General features: G+C 56.1%; 17 protein-coding genes. 4 read left to right on the top strand and 13 right to left on the bottom strand.

All coding sequences use genetic code 11. From position 1 onward, the window contains the following. Window positions 1-9 precede the first annotated feature (9 nt). The 8 genes from oadA to mdh all read right to left on the bottom strand — a co-directional run bounded on the left by oadA (window position 10) and on the right by mdh (window position 7,568). Window positions 10-1,779 carry a sodium-extruding oxaloacetate decarboxylase subunit alpha gene (oadA, locus tag LGM20_RS02490; protein WP_224222704.1) on the bottom strand — a complete coding sequence of 590 codons (1,770 nt, stop codon included), beginning with the start codon at window positions 1,777-1,779 and terminating at the stop codon, window positions 10-12. 15 nt (window positions 1,780-1,794) lie between these two features. Next, window positions 1,795-2,046, bottom strand: coding sequence for an oxaloacetate decarboxylase subunit gamma (locus tag LGM20_RS02485; protein ID WP_044524913.1), 252 nt, complete (start codon window positions 2,044-2,046; stop codon window positions 1,795-1,797). Between the two features lie 141 nt (window positions 2,047-2,187). Further along, the gene (gene ttdB, locus LGM20_RS02480) at window positions 2,188-2,805 is read right to left on the bottom strand and encodes a L(+)-tartrate dehydratase subunit beta (RefSeq protein WP_023291146.1); all 618 of its coding nucleotides are present in this window, start codon (window positions 2,803-2,805) and stop codon (window positions 2,188-2,190) included. Next, on the bottom strand, window positions 2,805-3,704 hold the full coding sequence (gene ttdA / locus LGM20_RS02475; protein WP_012540456.1) for a L(+)-tartrate dehydratase subunit alpha: 900 nt from the start codon (window positions 3,702-3,704) through the stop codon (window positions 2,805-2,807). Before ttdA ends, ttdB begins: the two co-directional genes overlap by 1 nt. Before the next feature lie 32 nt (window positions 3,705-3,736). Beyond that, window positions 3,737-5,005, bottom strand: coding sequence for an SLC13 family permease (locus LGM20_RS02470; protein ID WP_044524916.1), 1,269 nt, complete (start codon window positions 5,003-5,005; stop codon window positions 3,737-3,739). Window positions 5,006-5,216: 211 nt separating this feature from the next. Then, window positions 5,217-5,882: a GntR family transcriptional regulator gene (locus tag LGM20_RS02465; RefSeq protein ID WP_044524917.1), complete on the bottom strand. Its 666-nt coding sequence runs from the start codon at window positions 5,880-5,882 to the stop codon at window positions 5,217-5,219. Then, a complete protein-coding gene (locus LGM20_RS02460; protein ID WP_044524918.1) occupies window positions 5,869-6,498 on the bottom strand; it encodes a GntR family transcriptional regulator in 630 nt (209 codons plus the stop codon). Before LGM20_RS02460 ends, LGM20_RS02465 begins: the two co-directional genes overlap by 14 nt. Before the next feature lie 131 nt (window positions 6,499-6,629). After that, complete coding sequence (mdh, locus tag LGM20_RS02455; protein WP_023291150.1) at window positions 6,630-7,568, bottom strand: malate dehydrogenase; 939 nt, start codon at window positions 7,566-7,568, stop codon at window positions 6,630-6,632. A 414-nt stretch (window positions 7,569-7,982) separates the two neighbouring features. Between mdh and argR the strand changes: the two genes are divergently transcribed. The 3 genes from argR to yhcN-B all read left to right on the top strand — a co-directional run bounded on the left by argR (window position 7,983) and on the right by yhcN-B (window position 9,457). Continuing rightward, window positions 7,983-8,453 carry a transcriptional regulator ArgR gene (argR, locus tag LGM20_RS02450; RefSeq protein ID WP_002918625.1) on the top strand — a complete coding sequence of 157 codons (471 nt, stop codon included), beginning with the start codon at window positions 7,983-7,985 and terminating at the stop codon, window positions 8,451-8,453. 374 nt (window positions 8,454-8,827) lie between these two features. Then, window positions 8,828-9,091 (top strand): peroxide/acid stress response protein YhcN, encoded by a 264-nt coding sequence (gene yhcN / locus LGM20_RS02445; protein WP_017899932.1) that lies wholly within the window; start codon window positions 8,828-8,830, stop codon window positions 9,089-9,091. Between the two features lie 99 nt (window positions 9,092-9,190). Next, a complete protein-coding gene (gene yhcN-B, locus LGM20_RS02440; RefSeq protein WP_002918627.1) occupies window positions 9,191-9,457 on the top strand; it encodes a DUF1471 family stress response protein YhcN-B in 267 nt (88 codons plus the stop codon). Window positions 9,458-9,507: 50 nt separating this feature from the next. Here the strand turns inward: yhcN-B and LGM20_RS02435 are convergent, their stop codons facing one another. From LGM20_RS02435 to aaeX, 4 genes are all read right to left on the bottom strand, one after another. Beyond that, window positions 9,508-9,783 (bottom strand): barstar family protein, encoded by a 276-nt coding sequence (locus LGM20_RS02435; protein ID WP_002918629.1) that lies wholly within the window; start codon window positions 9,781-9,783, stop codon window positions 9,508-9,510. 79 nt (window positions 9,784-9,862) lie between these two features. After that, window positions 9,863-11,830: a p-hydroxybenzoic acid efflux pump subunit AaeB gene (aaeB, locus tag LGM20_RS02430; RefSeq protein ID WP_023291151.1), complete on the bottom strand. Its 1,968-nt coding sequence runs from the start codon at window positions 11,828-11,830 to the stop codon at window positions 9,863-9,865. Window positions 11,831-11,835: 5 nt separating this feature from the next. Then, window positions 11,836-12,768, bottom strand: coding sequence for a p-hydroxybenzoic acid efflux pump subunit AaeA (gene aaeA / locus LGM20_RS02425; RefSeq protein WP_023291152.1), 933 nt, complete (start codon window positions 12,766-12,768; stop codon window positions 11,836-11,838). A 7-nt stretch (window positions 12,769-12,775) separates the two neighbouring features. Next, window positions 12,776-12,979, bottom strand: coding sequence for a p-hydroxybenzoic acid efflux pump operon protein AaeX (gene aaeX, locus LGM20_RS02420; RefSeq protein ID WP_002918640.1), 204 nt, complete (start codon window positions 12,977-12,979; stop codon window positions 12,776-12,778). A 131-nt stretch (window positions 12,980-13,110) separates the two neighbouring features. On the opposite strand from aaeX, the gene aaeR reads away from it, so the two are divergent. Then, window positions 13,111-14,040 carry an HTH-type transcriptional activator AaeR gene (gene aaeR / locus LGM20_RS02415; RefSeq protein WP_002918641.1) on the top strand — a complete coding sequence of 310 codons (930 nt, stop codon included), beginning with the start codon at window positions 13,111-13,113 and terminating at the stop codon, window positions 14,038-14,040. A gap of 35 nt (window positions 14,041-14,075) precedes the next feature. Here aaeR and tldD read toward each other — a convergent pair whose 3' ends face one another. Then, window positions 14,076-15,521 (bottom strand): metalloprotease TldD, encoded by a 1,446-nt coding sequence (tldD, locus tag LGM20_RS02410; protein WP_004206236.1) that lies wholly within the window; start codon window positions 15,519-15,521, stop codon window positions 14,076-14,078. Window positions 15,522-15,555 lie beyond the last annotated feature (34 nt).

Below are 15,555 nucleotides of genomic sequence, written 5' to 3'. Positions count from 1 at the left end.
TCCTCGTCGTTACGCCAGCTGCAGCAGGGTGTCGCCGACCGCCACCGCATCGCCGGCTTTCACCGCGATACCGCGGACGGTCCCGGCCCGGGCGGCGCGGATTTCGGTCTCCATCTTCATGGCTTCCAGAATCAGCAGCACCTCGCCTTCGGCCACCGTCTGGCCCTCGCCGGCAATCACTTTCCAGATAGTGCCCGCCAGCGGCGCGGTGACCGGGGTGCCGGCGCCGGCCGGGGCGGCGGCAGGAACCGGTGCGGAAGACGGGGTGGCCGCCGTCAGCTGGCTGACGTCGCCGCCGTCGCTGACCTTCACCACAAAGGCTTTGCCTTCCACTTCCACGGTGTAGATACCGGAGGCGGCAGCTTTCGCCGGGGCAGGAGCAGGCTGCGCGGCTTCCACCTGCGGCACCGGTTCAAAGGCCGCCGGGTTATGGCGGTTTTCGAGGAACTTCAGGCCGGGCTGCGGGAACAGGGCCACGGTGAGTACGTCGTCGATGGCGTTCTCCGCCAGCTGAATATTCTTCTCCTGCGCCTGGCGATTCACATCGGCTTCCAGCTGCGCCAGCTCCGGCTTCAGCAGGTCCGCCGGGCGGCAGGTGATGGCCTCAGCGCCGTCCAGCACCCGCGCCTGCAGGGCGGCGTTCACCGGCGCCGGGGTGCGGCCGTATTCACCTTTCAGAATACCGGCGGTCTCCTTCGCGATGGTTTTGTAGCGCTCGCCGGTCAGCACGTTGAGCACCGCCTGGGTGCCGACAATCTGCGAGGTCGGGGTGACCAGCGGGATGAAGCCGAGGTCCTCGCGCACGCGGGGGATTTCCGCCAGCACTTCATCCAGACGGTGGGCGGCGCTCTGCTGCTTCATCTGGCTTTCGAGGTTGGTGAGCATCCCGCCCGGCACCTGGGCGACGAGGATACGGCTGTCGGTGCCCTTCAGCTGGCCCTCGAAGGCATGGTACTTCTTACGCACCTCGCGGAAGTACGCCGCGATGCTCTCCAGCTTGTGGATATCCAGCCCGGTGTCGTGCTCAGTACCCGCGAGGGTGGCCACCAGCGCTTCGGTGGCCGGGTGGCCGTAGGTGGCGCTCATCGAGGAGATGGCGGTATCGACGCCGTCGACGCCGGCTTCAATGGCCTTCAGCAGGGCCATCTCCGCCATGCCGGTGGTGGCGTGGCAGTGCAGGTGCAGGGTGACGGCAAAGCGTTTTTTGATTTCGCTGACCAGCTCAAAGGCGGCGCCGGGGGTGAGAATGCCGGACATGTCTTTAATCGCGATGGAGTCGACGCCGGTCTCCAGCAGCTGTTCGGTGAGGTCGAGCCAGGTCTGCAGGGTGTGGGCCGGGCTGGTGGTGTAGCTCAGGGTGCCCTGGGCGTGGGCGCCGTGGCTGCGCACCGCCTGCAGGGCGGCCTGCATGTTGCGCGGGTCGTTCATGGCGTCGAAGACGCGGAAGACGTCCATGCCGTTTTTGACGGCGCGCTCCACGAAGCGTTCGACCACGTCGTCGGCGTAGTGACGGTAGCCGAGCAGGTTCTGGCCGCGGAGCAGCATCTGCAGCGGGGTTTTCGGCATCGCCTTTTTCAGCTCGCGCAGGCGGACCCACGGGTCCTCGCCGAGGAAGCGGATGCAGGCGTCAAAGGTGGCCCCGCCCCAGCACTCCAGCGAGCGGTAGCCGACGTCGTCAAGCTGAGCGGCGACGGGGAGCATATCGTCGAGACGCAGACGGGTGGCGAACAGGGACTGGTGGGCGTCGCGCAGGACGACATCGGTAATGGCAACGGTCATGAATTCCTCCGTGAATTAAGGGTGAAGACGGCGGTGGTGGTGAATGGCGGCGACAATCGCCGGCGTTAAGCGGGCGAAGTCGTCGGCGGGCGCAACGGCGGCCGGCGCCGGTTTGGGGGCGGCAGGCGGCTCGGGAAACAGGCGGTTGACGGCGAGGGACATTCCCCGGATGGCGAAAATGAGCAGCAGCAGGAACACCAGCACAAAGCCCATGCCGAGAAACATCAGGGTGAAGCCTTCGCCTAACAGGACGGCATTATCAGTCATAAAATAGCCTTTGGGAGGGGCGCAATAATGGCTAACAGCAGACCGCGTTAGCAGAGTGGATTTCCCCGGACCGCCTGGTCAGAAGCCTCTGTTTAGCGGTCAGCTGCCGCTGCCATTACTGCGCTATATATTCAATCGGGGTTATTTAATGAAGCTCACATGTTTGCAGATTTCATCGGCGACAATGTCTTTGCGCTGATTAAAGATCACTTTATTCTGCTCAAACAGGTTATTGCCGTGGGTATCGATTGAGACAATTAACGGCCCGAACTCTTTCACCCGACATACCCATAAGGTTTCCGGCATCCCTAAATCACGCCACTGCGCATCTTCTATTTCTTCCACGCAGACCGCGGCGACGACCGCGCAGCCGGCCGGGAACACGCAGTGCAAGGCTTTATGCTCGGCGCAACCCTCTTCGGTTCCCTTCCCCATACCGCCTTTACCAACGATTAATTTCACGCCGGTTCTGGCAATAAACTCTTTTTCAAATTTCTCCATGCGCATACTGGTGGTCGGCCCAACGGAGACCATTTCAAATTTATTTTCCGAACCTTTAATCGGTCGCACAATCGGCCCGGCATGCAATATCGCGCCACCGGCAACATTGACCGGTAATTCACGCCCGCCCTCAATTAAGCGACGATGAGCCACATCTCGACAGGTCACAATATGGCCGTTGAGATAAATGATATCGCCCGCTTTAATATCAGCTAAATCTTCATCTTTAATGGGCGTAGTGAGTATTTTTTTAGCCATCAGAATGCCACTCCTGTGTGAGACGTAATGGTGTAGTTCAGGTCTTTATCGAAAACGATATGTCCTTTGCGGTGCGACCAGCAGCCGACGTTGACCGCCACGCCAATAGTGGAAGGATGGCGTGCGGTATTTTCGATATTGACGCCCATCACGGAGGTATTGCCGGACATCCCCTGCGGCCCCAGGCCAATTTTGTTGATGCCGTCTTCGAGCATTTTTTCCAGCGACGCGGCGCGTTCGTTATCATTGTGCGAGCCAATCGGGCGCATCAGCGCTTTCTTCGACAGCAGCGCCGCGGTTTCTACTGACGTTGCCACCCCAACGCCAACCAGCAATGGCGGGCAGGCGTTCAGGCCATAGCTGGTCATCACATCCAGCACAAAGCGGGTCACCCCTTCATAGCCAGCGCCAGGCATCAACACCATCGCTTTACCCGGCAGCGAGCAGCCGCCGCCAGCCATATAGGTGTAGATGCTGCACTGATCGGAATCCGGGACAATCTCCCAGAAAACGGTGGGCGTCCCTTTGCCAACGTTTTTGCCGGTGTTGTATTCATCAAAGGTCTCGACGCTGTTATGACGCAGCGGGGAGTCGACGGTGGCTTTGATCACCGATTCGCGCAACAGCGCTTCCAGTTCGCCGATCAGCGGGAAGTTGGCGCCGCACTCCACCAGAAACTGGATCACGCCGGTATCCTGGCAGGAGGGACGATCCAGCTCTTTCGCCAGTCGCTGGTTTTCAATCATGGTGGTGAAGATGACATCCGCCAGCTGGCTGGTCTCTTTCTTATGCAACTCTTTTAGTTTTGCCGTGACGTCATCAGGCAATACTTTGCCGGTATATCCCACAAATCTGGCCATAATGTCGGTCATGCGGGATATCTGTTCACTTTTGCTCATAAAGGCTCCTTAGTCAGAACAGCGTCCGTAAGTTACGGATGAAAAGGGAAAAGGATTGGCAGCAGGATCAGGCTGACAATGGTGGAAACGATAATCAGAGGGATGCCGGACTTGGCGTAATCGACGAACTTATAGCCCCCGGCCGACAGCACCATCATATTGGCGGGCATACCGATCGGCGTCGCATAGGCGCAGGAGCTACCAATCACCGTCGCCATCAGCACCGCACGCGGATCGGCCCCCATACCGGCGGCAATAGACAGGCTCACTGGCACCAATAGCGCGACGGTGGCGGTATTGGACATAAAGTTGGTCATCACCACGGAGAGGATAAAAACCACCACCAGCAGCATGAACGGCGAGGAGTTGTTGCCCAGCAGACCGATAACCTGGTCAGCCACCAGCTTGCCCGCCCCGGTCATTTCCAGCGCCTTTGCCAGCGCCAGGGTGCCGCCGAAGATAAAAATAGTCTGTGAATCAATGGCTTTGTAAGCTTGCTTTTCCGTCAGAACCCCGGTAACAACCAGTAACAGGGCACCAATACAGCCCGCCACCGCCAGTCTAATGCCGGTCTGTTTTTCGAAAATCATGCCGAGGATCGTGGCGATCAGTACGACCAGGGACAGGATCTGCTTCCAGCGCGGAACATGACTGTAATCACGCTGTTCGCCGACGCTGCCCACTTCACCGCTGTTCGGGTTATTGGGCAGGAACTTATAGCCGATGGTCAGGAAATAGAGGATGCCGCAGACCAGCATTGGTAGGCCCACTTTCGCATACTCAAAGAAGCCGAAACCGCTACCGATCTTCTGCAGGGCCGATTGTGCGATCAGGTTGCCCGGAGCGCCAATCAGCGACAGGTTGCCGCCCAGCGCGGCAGCAAACACCAGCGGCATCAGCAGACGCGAGCGGGTAAATCCCGATTTGGCGGCCACGCCAATCACGACCGGGATCAATACGGCTGCCGTACCGGTATTCGAGAGAAAACCTGACATCACGCCAACCACCACCATAATGGTGAAGATCAGCTGCTTCTCAGTTTTGGCGAAGTGAGTGATCACCCCACCGACTTTATTGGCCATCCCGGTCTCAAATAACGCCCCGCCAACAATAAACATGGCGACAAAGAGAATGACGTTGCTGTCGATAAAACCGGCAAAGGCCTGCTTTAGATCCAATACGCCAGTGACCACTAACGCCACGCAAACCACCATGGAAGTCACTGCCAGCGGCACCTTCTCCCAGATAAACATGACGATAGCGAACACCAGCAAACATAGGGTGATGGTAATCGGTTCCATACTTATAATTTTTCCTATCAATGATATATGATATTGTATCCAATATTGACGAGGGAGAAATTATTCCCATGCAAAAAGTAAGTCAATGCGTTTTTGTGGAATGATCGCGCAATGAGATCTGCATCAAGATCCTGCGCAGATCGTCACGAGGAGGAATTAATAATGTTGATAAATACAACAAACGCCAGCCATTCGCTGGCGATCGAACCGGTCAGGGTGCCGGATCGGGCAGGTAACGCGTGAGCATATTCTCCATCGAGCGGATGATATGCTCATGCATTCGCTGGCGGGCCAGCGCTTCGTTATGCTGCTCAAGCGCTTGTAAGATCGCTTTATGTTCACGAATGGAAATGATGGCGTACTCTTCTTCGGTCACCTTGTGCCCCATCGAGAGTCCGTTCCACATGTTGCAGAGCAGCATCTTCATTTTTTCATTTCCCGCCGCGTTCCAGATCTCCATGTGGAAGGCCTGATTCAGGTCGGAATATTCAGCAGAATTATTGTCTGCCAGCGCCTTCTCTGCGGCATAGTGAACCTGAGCGATGCGTGTAATATCGGTCCCTGGGTGAGAAGCTTTCGCCACCGCTTCACTTTCCAGTACGGCGCGAATTTCGTAATGCTCGCGGATAGTCTGCTCATTAATCCCCAGCACCACCGCACCTTTATTCGGCCGCACTTGAATCAGGCCATCAGCGGCTAAAATCTGAAACGCTTCACGTACCGGCATGCTGGAAACGCCAACCATTTTGGCAATCCCTTCAAGGGTAATTTCCTGCCCTTCCACTAAATCCCGCGAAAGGATCGCTTTACGCAAAACCGCCGCCACCTGCTCCTTCGCGGAAAGAAGCTTAATTTTCCCTAATTTAGGCTTCTGCACTTTCCCAATCCTTCATATGTTGACGCATTATCTCCGCAAGGATAAGGAAATAACGCTGTGTTGCCTGAGCAATTTTTTCGCCTTCACCCTGGCCAATGGCGCTCGCCAGTTCGCTCAGGATCTGCGCCGACTCCTGGCCATCCTCTTTCAGGTACAGAATGACATAGGAAATATAACCGTCCAAAAATTGCTGATACGCCTTTGCCAGATAGCGGTTATCAAGATAGGAAATCAGCAACTGATGAAACGCCAGTTCACCGGCGTTATCACCAGCACATGCCAGCTCCTGCGCGCGTACGCGAAGTAATTCCCCCTGATTCGCCGGCACGAGGGCAAATAGTTCCGCAGCCATCACCGCGATAACGCGAAAAATATGGCTCACGTCCTCGACGGCCAGCGTGGAGACCTGCATATGTCGGTTAGGCAAGCGCACCAGAAATCCTTCCTGTTCAAGGGACTGTAGCGCTTCCCTAACCGGCATACGTGAAAGTCCCAGCTGTTCTGCGATGTTCTCCTGAGTCAATTCCTCCCCGGGTTTCATGGCGCCGGAGAGGATCTGATAACGAATCATCTGCGCGATTTGGTCCCGGGTCTGTTTTCTTTCGATCTTTTTCACGCTGTCCTCATGGCTGGTGGCTTACAACGCGGGGGATTTTAGCAGATTTGCCCGACCGCTGGCGCATTGGGGCGAAAAGTGAGGTAATAAAAAGCCGGAACAACAGTTCCGGCTTTTTTGAGCGTGCGAGGTTACTTGTTGACGAAGTCTTCGCCGAGCGCGATATCTTTCTTCAGGGTGTCCAGCATGCCTTCCAGCGCCTGCTGCTCAAAGGCGCTGAGTTTGCCGATAGACTGACGCTCTTCTACGCCATTCTTCCCCAGCAGGAGCGGCTGAGAGAAGAAACGCGCATACTGGCCGTCGCCTTCCACGTAGGCGCACTCCACTACGCCTTTTTCTCCCTGCATGGCGCGAACCAGAGAAAGGCCAAAGCGCGCAGCCGCCTGACCCATCGACAAGGTCGCCGACCCGCCGCCCGCTTTCGCTTCCACGACCTCGGTACCGGCGTTTTGAATGCGTTTAGTCAGATCGGCCACTTCCTGATCGCTAAAGCTGACGCCCGGGATCTGCGACAGTAAAGGCAGAATGGTGACCCCGGAGTGACCGCCAATAACCGGGACTTCCACCTCGGTTGCCGATTGACCTTTCAGCTCCGCCACAAAGGTATTGGAGCGGATGATGTCCAGCGTAGTCACGCCGAACAGTTTGTTTTTATCGTACACGCCGGCTTTTTTCAGCACTTCGGCGGCGATGGCCACGGTGGTGTTCACCGGGTTGGTAATAATGCCGATGCAGGCCTGCGGGCAGGTTTTGGCTATCTGCTGCACGAGGTTCTTAACGATACCCGCATTCACATTAAACAGGTCGGAACGATCCATGCCGGGCTTACGCGCTACGCCCGCGGAGATCAGCACCACATCAGCGCCTTCCAGCGCCGGGGTAGCATCTTCACCGGAAAATCCTTTAATTTTTACATCTGTGGGGATATGACTTAGATCTACCGCCACGCCCGGCGTAACCGGAGCGATGTCGTACAACGAGAGCTCTGAACCTGAAGGCAGTTGGGTCTTAAGTAGTAGGGCAAGCGCCTGGCCGATACCACCGGCAGCGCCAAGGACTGCAACTTTCATCCTAAACTCCTTATTATGGTTAATTTAGTCTTTCGTTATTCCGTCGCCTGGACCTTAATTCACAAGATGAACAATTACAATGATTATGGCTGAAGAATGCATTATTGTGCGTAGCAATAGAACAGCGGCGCACTTTATGCTTCCTGACTGACCATCCAGCAAAGCGAAGTACCGGATCGACTATTGGTTACAATACACCCAGCCAGTTGCGCAAAACAACACCAACTCAATAACATTTCATTTACTTTTACATGCCTTTAAGCGTTGTGATGAGAACATGTTCCTTATACGGTTTTTTTGCTAAAATATGCCCCCTTCATAACATTATTTACCTATCCCCTCGCGGATTATTTGCATAAAAATTCACGGTTATGCATAATGATGTCGATTTTACCACCATAATCTGGGTGACTTATGCGAAGTTCGGCAAAACAAGAAGAACTGGTTAAAGCGTTTAAAGCGCTGCTTAAAGAAGAGAAATTCAGCTCGCAGGGAGAGATCGTCCAGGCGCTGCAGGAAGAAGGCTTCGAGAATATCAACCAATCGAAGGTTTCCCGCATGCTCACCAAATTTGGCGCGGTTCGTACCCGTAACGCCAAAATGGAAATGGTCTATTGCCTGCCTGCCGAGCTTGGCGTGCCGACCACCTCCAGCCCGCTGAAAAATCTGGTGCTGGATATCGATTATAACGATGCCGTCGTGGTGATTCACACCAGCCCCGGGGCAGCGCAGCTGATCGCCCGTCTTCTCGACTCGCTGGGCAAGGCGGAAGGTATTCTTGGCAGCATCGCCGGGGATGACACCATCTTCACCACGCCAGCGCGCGGTTTCACAGTGAAAGATCTGCACGACGCTATCCTGGTGCTGTTCGAACAGGAACTCTGAGCATTCCCCTCTGGCAACCGTCAGAGGGTGATTCCCCCTCTTCTCTCCCTCCCCCCCTTTCAACTCAACAAAAATTTAACATTTCGTGTGATTTAGCCTGTCTATACGTTCTTTTACGTAAGGGAAACGCCTAAAACGCACGAAAGATCAAAATCGTATACATTTATGATTTTATTAGAAATAAAACTTATCTCTGTCTGTGACTCGTCATTTTTAATTCTTATCGGTTATAAAAAGCGCAATTTATTGTAACTATTAACGCGCAAAACAATTAGCATGGTATTAATATTTTTGGTGATTAGTGTATACTTGTTTTTGTGATGAGGGTCACGAAACAAAGACCCTCAACAAAAAGATTCGACGAGGTGAACATCATGAAAATCAAAACCACTGTAGCAGCTCTCAGCATCCTGTCCGTCATGTCGTTTGGCGCTTTCGCCGCTGATGTTATCAACAGCGAGCAAGCCCAGGGCCGCGAGGCCATCGGTACAGTTTCCGTCGGCGCGGTAGCCTCTTCCCCGATGGATATGCATGAAATGCTGAACAAAAAAGCGCAGGAAGAAGGGGCTTCTTCTTACCGCATTATCGAAGCCCGCACTGGCGACCACTGGCATGCCACTGCTGAGCTGTATAAATAAGTTTTAGATCGTCAACGATTAACCCGACAAAAATTCTCTACCGCGGCCCGGCCTCATTCATCGCCCCGCCGCGGCAAAACAAAGACTGGAGTAAAGATTATGAAACGCGCAATGATCATCGCATCCCTTGGCCTGGCTTCTCTTCTCTCTTTCGGCGCTAGCGCGGCCGTTCAGCAAGTGAACGCTGAGCAAGCCCAGAACCTGCAGTCCATGGGCACCATCTCGGTTTCCCAGGTAGGTAGTGCGCCAATGGACATGCGTCAGGAACTGGCCGCTAAAGCCGAGAAAGAAGGCGCCAGCAGCTACCGTATTATTGAAGCACGTACCGGCGATAGCTGGCACGCCACCGCTGAGCTGTACAAATAAACCCTCGTCGTCTTATTTCGACGACTTGCCCCCGCCTGCCGGGGGCTTTTTTATGCCTGCCGGGCGTTAAAACGTAACTCCCCCTCCAGCTCTTCCTCTGCTTCATCAAATAATAAAATTAACGCCCCAAAGCGCCGACGCTGCTTGTCATTTAAATGGATGAACTCAATGTCCAGCGGCAGCGGCAGCAGCCCACCGGTCACCGCGTCCCATAGCGAATCAAGGTTGTTGACCTTATCCTGTGCCAGCTCGAAGGTGCGGGAAAACTCCCGGTAGAAATCCTGTTGCTCGGCGATTTCGTCAAAATCAAACGTATAGGTGGTCATGGCAGCCCCTCCCGCTTCTCTTCCTGTCGCCGTTAAGTATAGCGATAAAAAAACCGACGCCTGGGCGTCGGTTTATGGGTTAACTGCTGGTCAGCACATGCTGGTACTTGTGCAACATCTCAACCAGTCGCCGTACCGGCTCGGTCACCTGCGGCGAAGCCTCCCAGACCCGCAGCTTCTCCTGATAAACATCAAGCTCCGCCAGCAGCCGGGTAAAGTAGCGCCGACGCTTATCATCGCTCCCGGCGGAGATCACATGATCCGCGGTACGTCGCAGCTGGCGATGGAACGCCGACAGATCCTCATTCACCGGCACGGGCGCATCGCGCAGGCGCTGGTGGGCAATGATTAACGTCAACGCCAGACGGAAACGGGCGACATCGCCAGGGAATTTGTTGAGCAATAAAAACAGCTGCTGATAGAGCGCGGGCAGATGATTCTCTTTGCGACGCGCCGAGTTGGTGGTCAGCGAAGAGACCGCCGCGGAGACAAACTGGTTCAGCAGCACCCGACCGGTTCTTGCCCGGGAGTTATCCCTGACAATGAGAATAACCATCAGGGCGAGGAAACAACCGACGATCTGCCCCAGCGCGCTATCGAGGAACTGACTGAACTGGAACTGCATCGGGTTATCCAGCACCAGAATGTTGATGGTGCTCGCCAGCGCCCCCAGCGATCCGAGGCGCCTTTTCTGCACTTCGATACCGATAAAAAACGCCATCGCCGCCAGGCTGATACAAAGCAACAGCATACTCTGCTGCGTCGCCGGCATGATCACCAGAAAGTACAGGGTACCCAGCGGTAACGCCGCCAGAGTACCGTAGAGAAAGTCTATCGCCACCATTCGCGGGTTAGGCAAGCGCATCGCCAGCGCGGTAACCACGGCAATCATCACCATTGCGCCGCTGCCTGAGGTCCAGCCCGTCCACAGCCAGAACAACGTCCCAAGGATACAGGAGACAGAGGTACGCCAGAAGTTCACCATCGCGTGGTGACGCTCGGCGGACTCCACTTTAACCACCGTTTCGCCGCGCAATACACCGTCTTCGATGCGGCTGATTTTGGTGTTGCCCACCACGCCACGCTTAAGCAGCAGGTAACGGGTGGCTGCGCCTACCCAGCTGTAGATGGTGACCGGCGTATTATGCTCGCCTTTCCAGGTCAGGAAGCGACGCATACGCTTCAGCTGCTGGTGAACATCCTGCACCGTCTCAACCGGCTCAGCGAACAGCTCGCGGTAGTCGTCCGTCACCATTTCCGGGCGCGAGTTCTGAATCAGGTAGGTTTCGCAAGCCTGGGTGATAAGCGTTAGCGAGAGGGTATTGATCGCCTTCAGGCGTTGATTCGCCTTAGCCCAGCGAGAGGACTCCATAATCAGGTTACTGCGCATTCCTTCCAGCGCCGTGGTGCGACGCACCAGCGCTCCCCAGGCCTGATCCACTTCATCTTTTTCGCCGTGCGCAACGCATAACTGCATCAGCTTATACTGCGCAATCAGCAGGTTATCCAGTTCAAGGTCGATCTCTTTTTTAATCGAACGCGGGGAGAACAGCAGATCGGCGACGATGGCGCTGACAATCCCGATGACGATTTCGCTGCAGCGCTCAACGGCAAACTGCGGCGCCAGCATCGGATCGGTGTGGATGGTAATAATGATAATCAGCGCGGTGTATCCGGCCAGCCCCCAGGCATAGGAGTTTTCGACCTTGACCAGCGACGAAACCCAGGTACAAAACCCGGCCCACAGGCAGCAGACCAGCATCATCAGCAGAGGGGCGCGGATCATCAGGATGATGATGACCAGCGCCGCAATACAGCCAATAAAGGTCCCGGCAATACGCAACATGCCGCGATAGCGGATCGCGCCGGAGTACGGCTCTCCCCCGGCGGCAAAGGCCGGGCCAGCGGCGACAATCGCCGCGGTCAGCACCGCCCAGCGCGGCGTTTCGAGCTGAAAATGGAAGCCGACGAACAGCGCCAACACCACCGCGCATGCAAGCTTAATAGCAAAGCGGAGATGCTGGGGAGCAATAGTATATGTCCCCATAGCGATTAACCGAATTCGCGCAGGCGCATAGCCAGTTTCTGGAAGAAGTTGGCCTGGCTGGTATCACGGTCTTCTTTACCGGTGATCACCACCGTCGCCGTCGTGCCCGATGGCCACAGATTCCCCTGCTGGTGGTCAAGGCGAATACGAACCGGCACACGCTGCGCCAGACGCACCCATTCAAGGTTGGAATCCACCGAAGCCATCCCTTTCGAGTCGCTGCTGCTGCTGGCGTTGGTTACCCCCGCAGCGATACTGTCCACCGTGCCTTTAATGGTTTTGCTGCTGCCAAGCGGGGTAATTTCCGCCCGGTATCCAGGGCGGACGCCTTCCAGTTTGGTCTCTTCCAGATAGGCCATGACGTAAAATGTATTCTCTTTCACCAGCGCCACCGCCGTGGAGCCGCGGGTGATAAATTCCCCGGTATAGACGTTAAGGTTGGTCACCCAGCCATCCGCGGGGGCGCGAATCTCTGTGCGCTGCAGGTCCAGTCTGGCCAGGTCGCGGCTGGCCACCGCTTTCGCCAGCTGATGCTCAACGGTCTGCAGCACGTTGTTCGCCTGGTCAATCTCTTCCCGCGACATCGCCTGGACGCCAAGCTTATTACGCCGACCGGCTTCGACACGTTTTTCCTGGGCTAAGGTCTGGTAGTAGGCGACATCGGCTTCCGCCTGCGCCAGCGCTTTTTGGTAACGGGGTTGGTCAATAACAAACAATACCTGGTCTTTCTTAACCAGTTGGTTATCCTTGACGTTTACCTGGGAAATTAGCCCGGAGACGTCGGGGGCAATGGCCACAATGTCGGCGCTAAAACGCGCATCCCGCGTCCACGGCGAAGCGGTGTAGTAAACCCAGGCGCGGAAAATCGCCACGAAGGCCAAAATGACCAGTATCACGGTAATAGCGGTACGGAGGATATTTCTTGTTAGTGTTTTCACATCAACCTCAAACGAACAAGCGCGATATCAAATAAAAAAGGCAGCAATATAGCGCCGTATTAAACAGTGCAGGGTGCCAGACAAAATCGTAAATGCCGGTCGGAACCAGCAATCGGTGCACCAGCCAGAAGATGGCCAGCGACAAAAGCAACTCGAAGAAGATCGGCGGAAACGATAAGCCGAAAATCACGATGACAGGAAACAGACTCATGATGACCTTGAATAAGAAGCGTACAGGTAGTGAGCAGATGCGTTTATTATGTAGCTAACAATATATTAACGTAACGATTGCCGCATTATCTACAATGTGTGATCTAAATCACTTTTAAGCCAGAGTGAATAATGGAACGATTAAAGCGCATGTCCGTTTTCGCCAAAGTGGTCGAATTAGGTTCCTTCACCGCAGCGGCCCGCCAGCTTCAGATGAGCGTTTCCTCGATCAGTCAGACCGTCGCCAAACTGGAAGATGAACTGCAGGTGAAGCTGCTCAACCGCAGCACCCGCAGCCTTGGCTTAACGGAAGCGGGTAAAATTTACTATCAGGGCTGCCGTAGGATGCTGTTTGAAGCACAGGATGTCCATGAGCAATTATACGCATTTAACAACACCCCTATCGGAACGCTGCGTATCGGCTGCTCTTCAACTATGGCACAGAATGTTCTGGCGCGCATAACGGCGAAAATGCTGAAAGAATACCCCGGGCTCTCCGTCAATCTGGTCACCGGCATACCTGCGCCGGACCTGATCGCCGACGGTCTTGACGTGGTGATCCGCGTGGGCGCCCTGCAGGATTCCAGTCTTTTTTCCCGCCGTCTGGGCTCAATGCCGATGGTGTTATGCGCCGCGAAAAGCTATCTGGCGCAGGCTGGCAATCCTGAGAAACCGGCCGATCTTGCCGGGCATGCCTGGCTGGAATATAGCGTGCGGCCGGACAATGAGTTTGTCATTATCGCGCCGGAAGGGATCTCAACCCGCCTGACCCCGCAGGGGCGCTTTGTGACCAATGATCCCATGACGCTGGTGCGCTGGCTGACCGCCGGGGTGGGTATCGCCTATGTGCCGTTGATGTGGGCGATCGAAGAGATCAATCGCGGTGAGCTTGAGATCCTGCTGCCGAGCTACCAGTCCGATCCGCGTCCGGTCTACGCCCTGTACACCGAAAAGGATAAACTGCCGCTGAAAGTGCAGGTCTGTATCAATTATCTGACGGAGTATTTTGTCGACGTGGCGAAGATCTATCAGGGGATGCACGGCAGAGGGATCGCCCGCTGAAGCGGTTCCCGGCGACGCCGGGAACCCGCTCAGGATCAGGCAGTGCCGCCGACGGTGAGGTTATCGACCTTCAGGGTCGGCTGGCCAACGCCCACCGGCACGCTCTGGCCCTCTTTGCCACAGACGCCGACGCCGTTATCCAGACGCAGATCGTTACCCACCATCGAAATCTGCTGCATAGTCTCAATCCCGGAGCCGATCAGGGTAGCGCCTTTCACCGCCTTCGTGACCTTGCCTTTTTCGATCAGATAGGCCTCGGAGGTGGAGAAGACAAACTTACCGGAGGTGATATCCACCTGCCCGCCGCCGAAGTTTGGCGCGAAGATACCGTAGTCCACCGACTCGATAATCTCCTGCGGCGTGGACTGGCCCGCCAGCATATAGGTGTTGGTCATACGCGGCATCGGCAGATGGGCATAGGATTCACGGCGGCCGTTGCCGGTCGGCGCGACGCCCATCAGACGCGCATTGAGTTTATCCTGCATGTAGCCTTTCAGGATGCCGTTTTCGATCAGCACATTGTATTGACCCGGCGTGCCTTCGTCATCGATGGCCACCGAGCCACGACGGTCGACGATGGTGCCATCGTCCACGACGGTGCACAGCTCAGAGGCGACTAATTCCCCCATATGGCCGCTAAAGACCGAGGTGCCGCGACGGTTGAAATCGCCTTCCAGGCCGTGACCGACCGCTTCGTGCAGCAGGACGCCAGGCCAGCCGGCGCCGAGCACCACCGGCAGCATCCCCGCCGGGGCGGCGACCGCCGAGAGGTTAACCAGCGCCATGCGCACCGCTTCTTTCGCCCAGGCGTCGGCCCGTACTTCGCCCTCCTGAGAGGCGAGGAAATAGTCATAGCCAAAACGCCCGCCGCCGCCGCTGCTGCCGCGCTCGCGTTTGCCGTCCTCTTCCACCAGCACGCTGACCGAGAGGCGCACCAGCGGACGAACGTCGGCGGCCAGAGTGCCGTCGGTGGCGGCCACCAGAATCAGCTCATAGACCCCGCTCAGGCTGGCCGAAACCTCCTGCACGCGCTGGTCCGCCGCGCGGGCGACTTTGTCTACCCGGCGGAGAATATCCAGCTTCTCTTCCCGGCTCATACTCTGCAGCGGGTCGATGCTGGTATAGAGGGCGCTGTGCTCTACGGCGCCGAGGGTCTGTACTTTGCCATTGCCCGTCTCGCGCACAATGGTCCGCGCCGCCTGGGCGCTCTGCTCCAGCGCCAGCTTGCTGATCTGGTCAGCGTAGGCAAAGCCCGTTTTTTCGCCGCTGACGGCGCGCACGCCTACGCCCTGGTCGATATTGTACGACCCATCTTTAATGATGCTGTCTTCCAGAACCCAGGATTCGTGATAGCTCGACTGAAAATAGAGATCGCCGTAATCGAGGCGGCGCTCGGTCAGTTGACCAAGAATGGCAAACAGGTCCTGATGATTCAGGCCATTTGCCGACAGTAATTGTTCACTTACCAGGTTCAGACTCATCGTTATGCTACTCGTTTGTTGCCGCCTGACAGGC

It is taken from the genome of Klebsiella quasipneumoniae subsp. quasipneumoniae (assembly GCF_020525925.1).
In the GTDB taxonomy this organism is placed as follows: Bacteria; Pseudomonadota; Gammaproteobacteria; order Enterobacterales; family Enterobacteriaceae; genus Klebsiella; species Klebsiella quasipneumoniae.
Note: the sequence above shows the minus strand (reverse complement) of the source record. Positions and strands in the feature narration are given on the sequence as shown.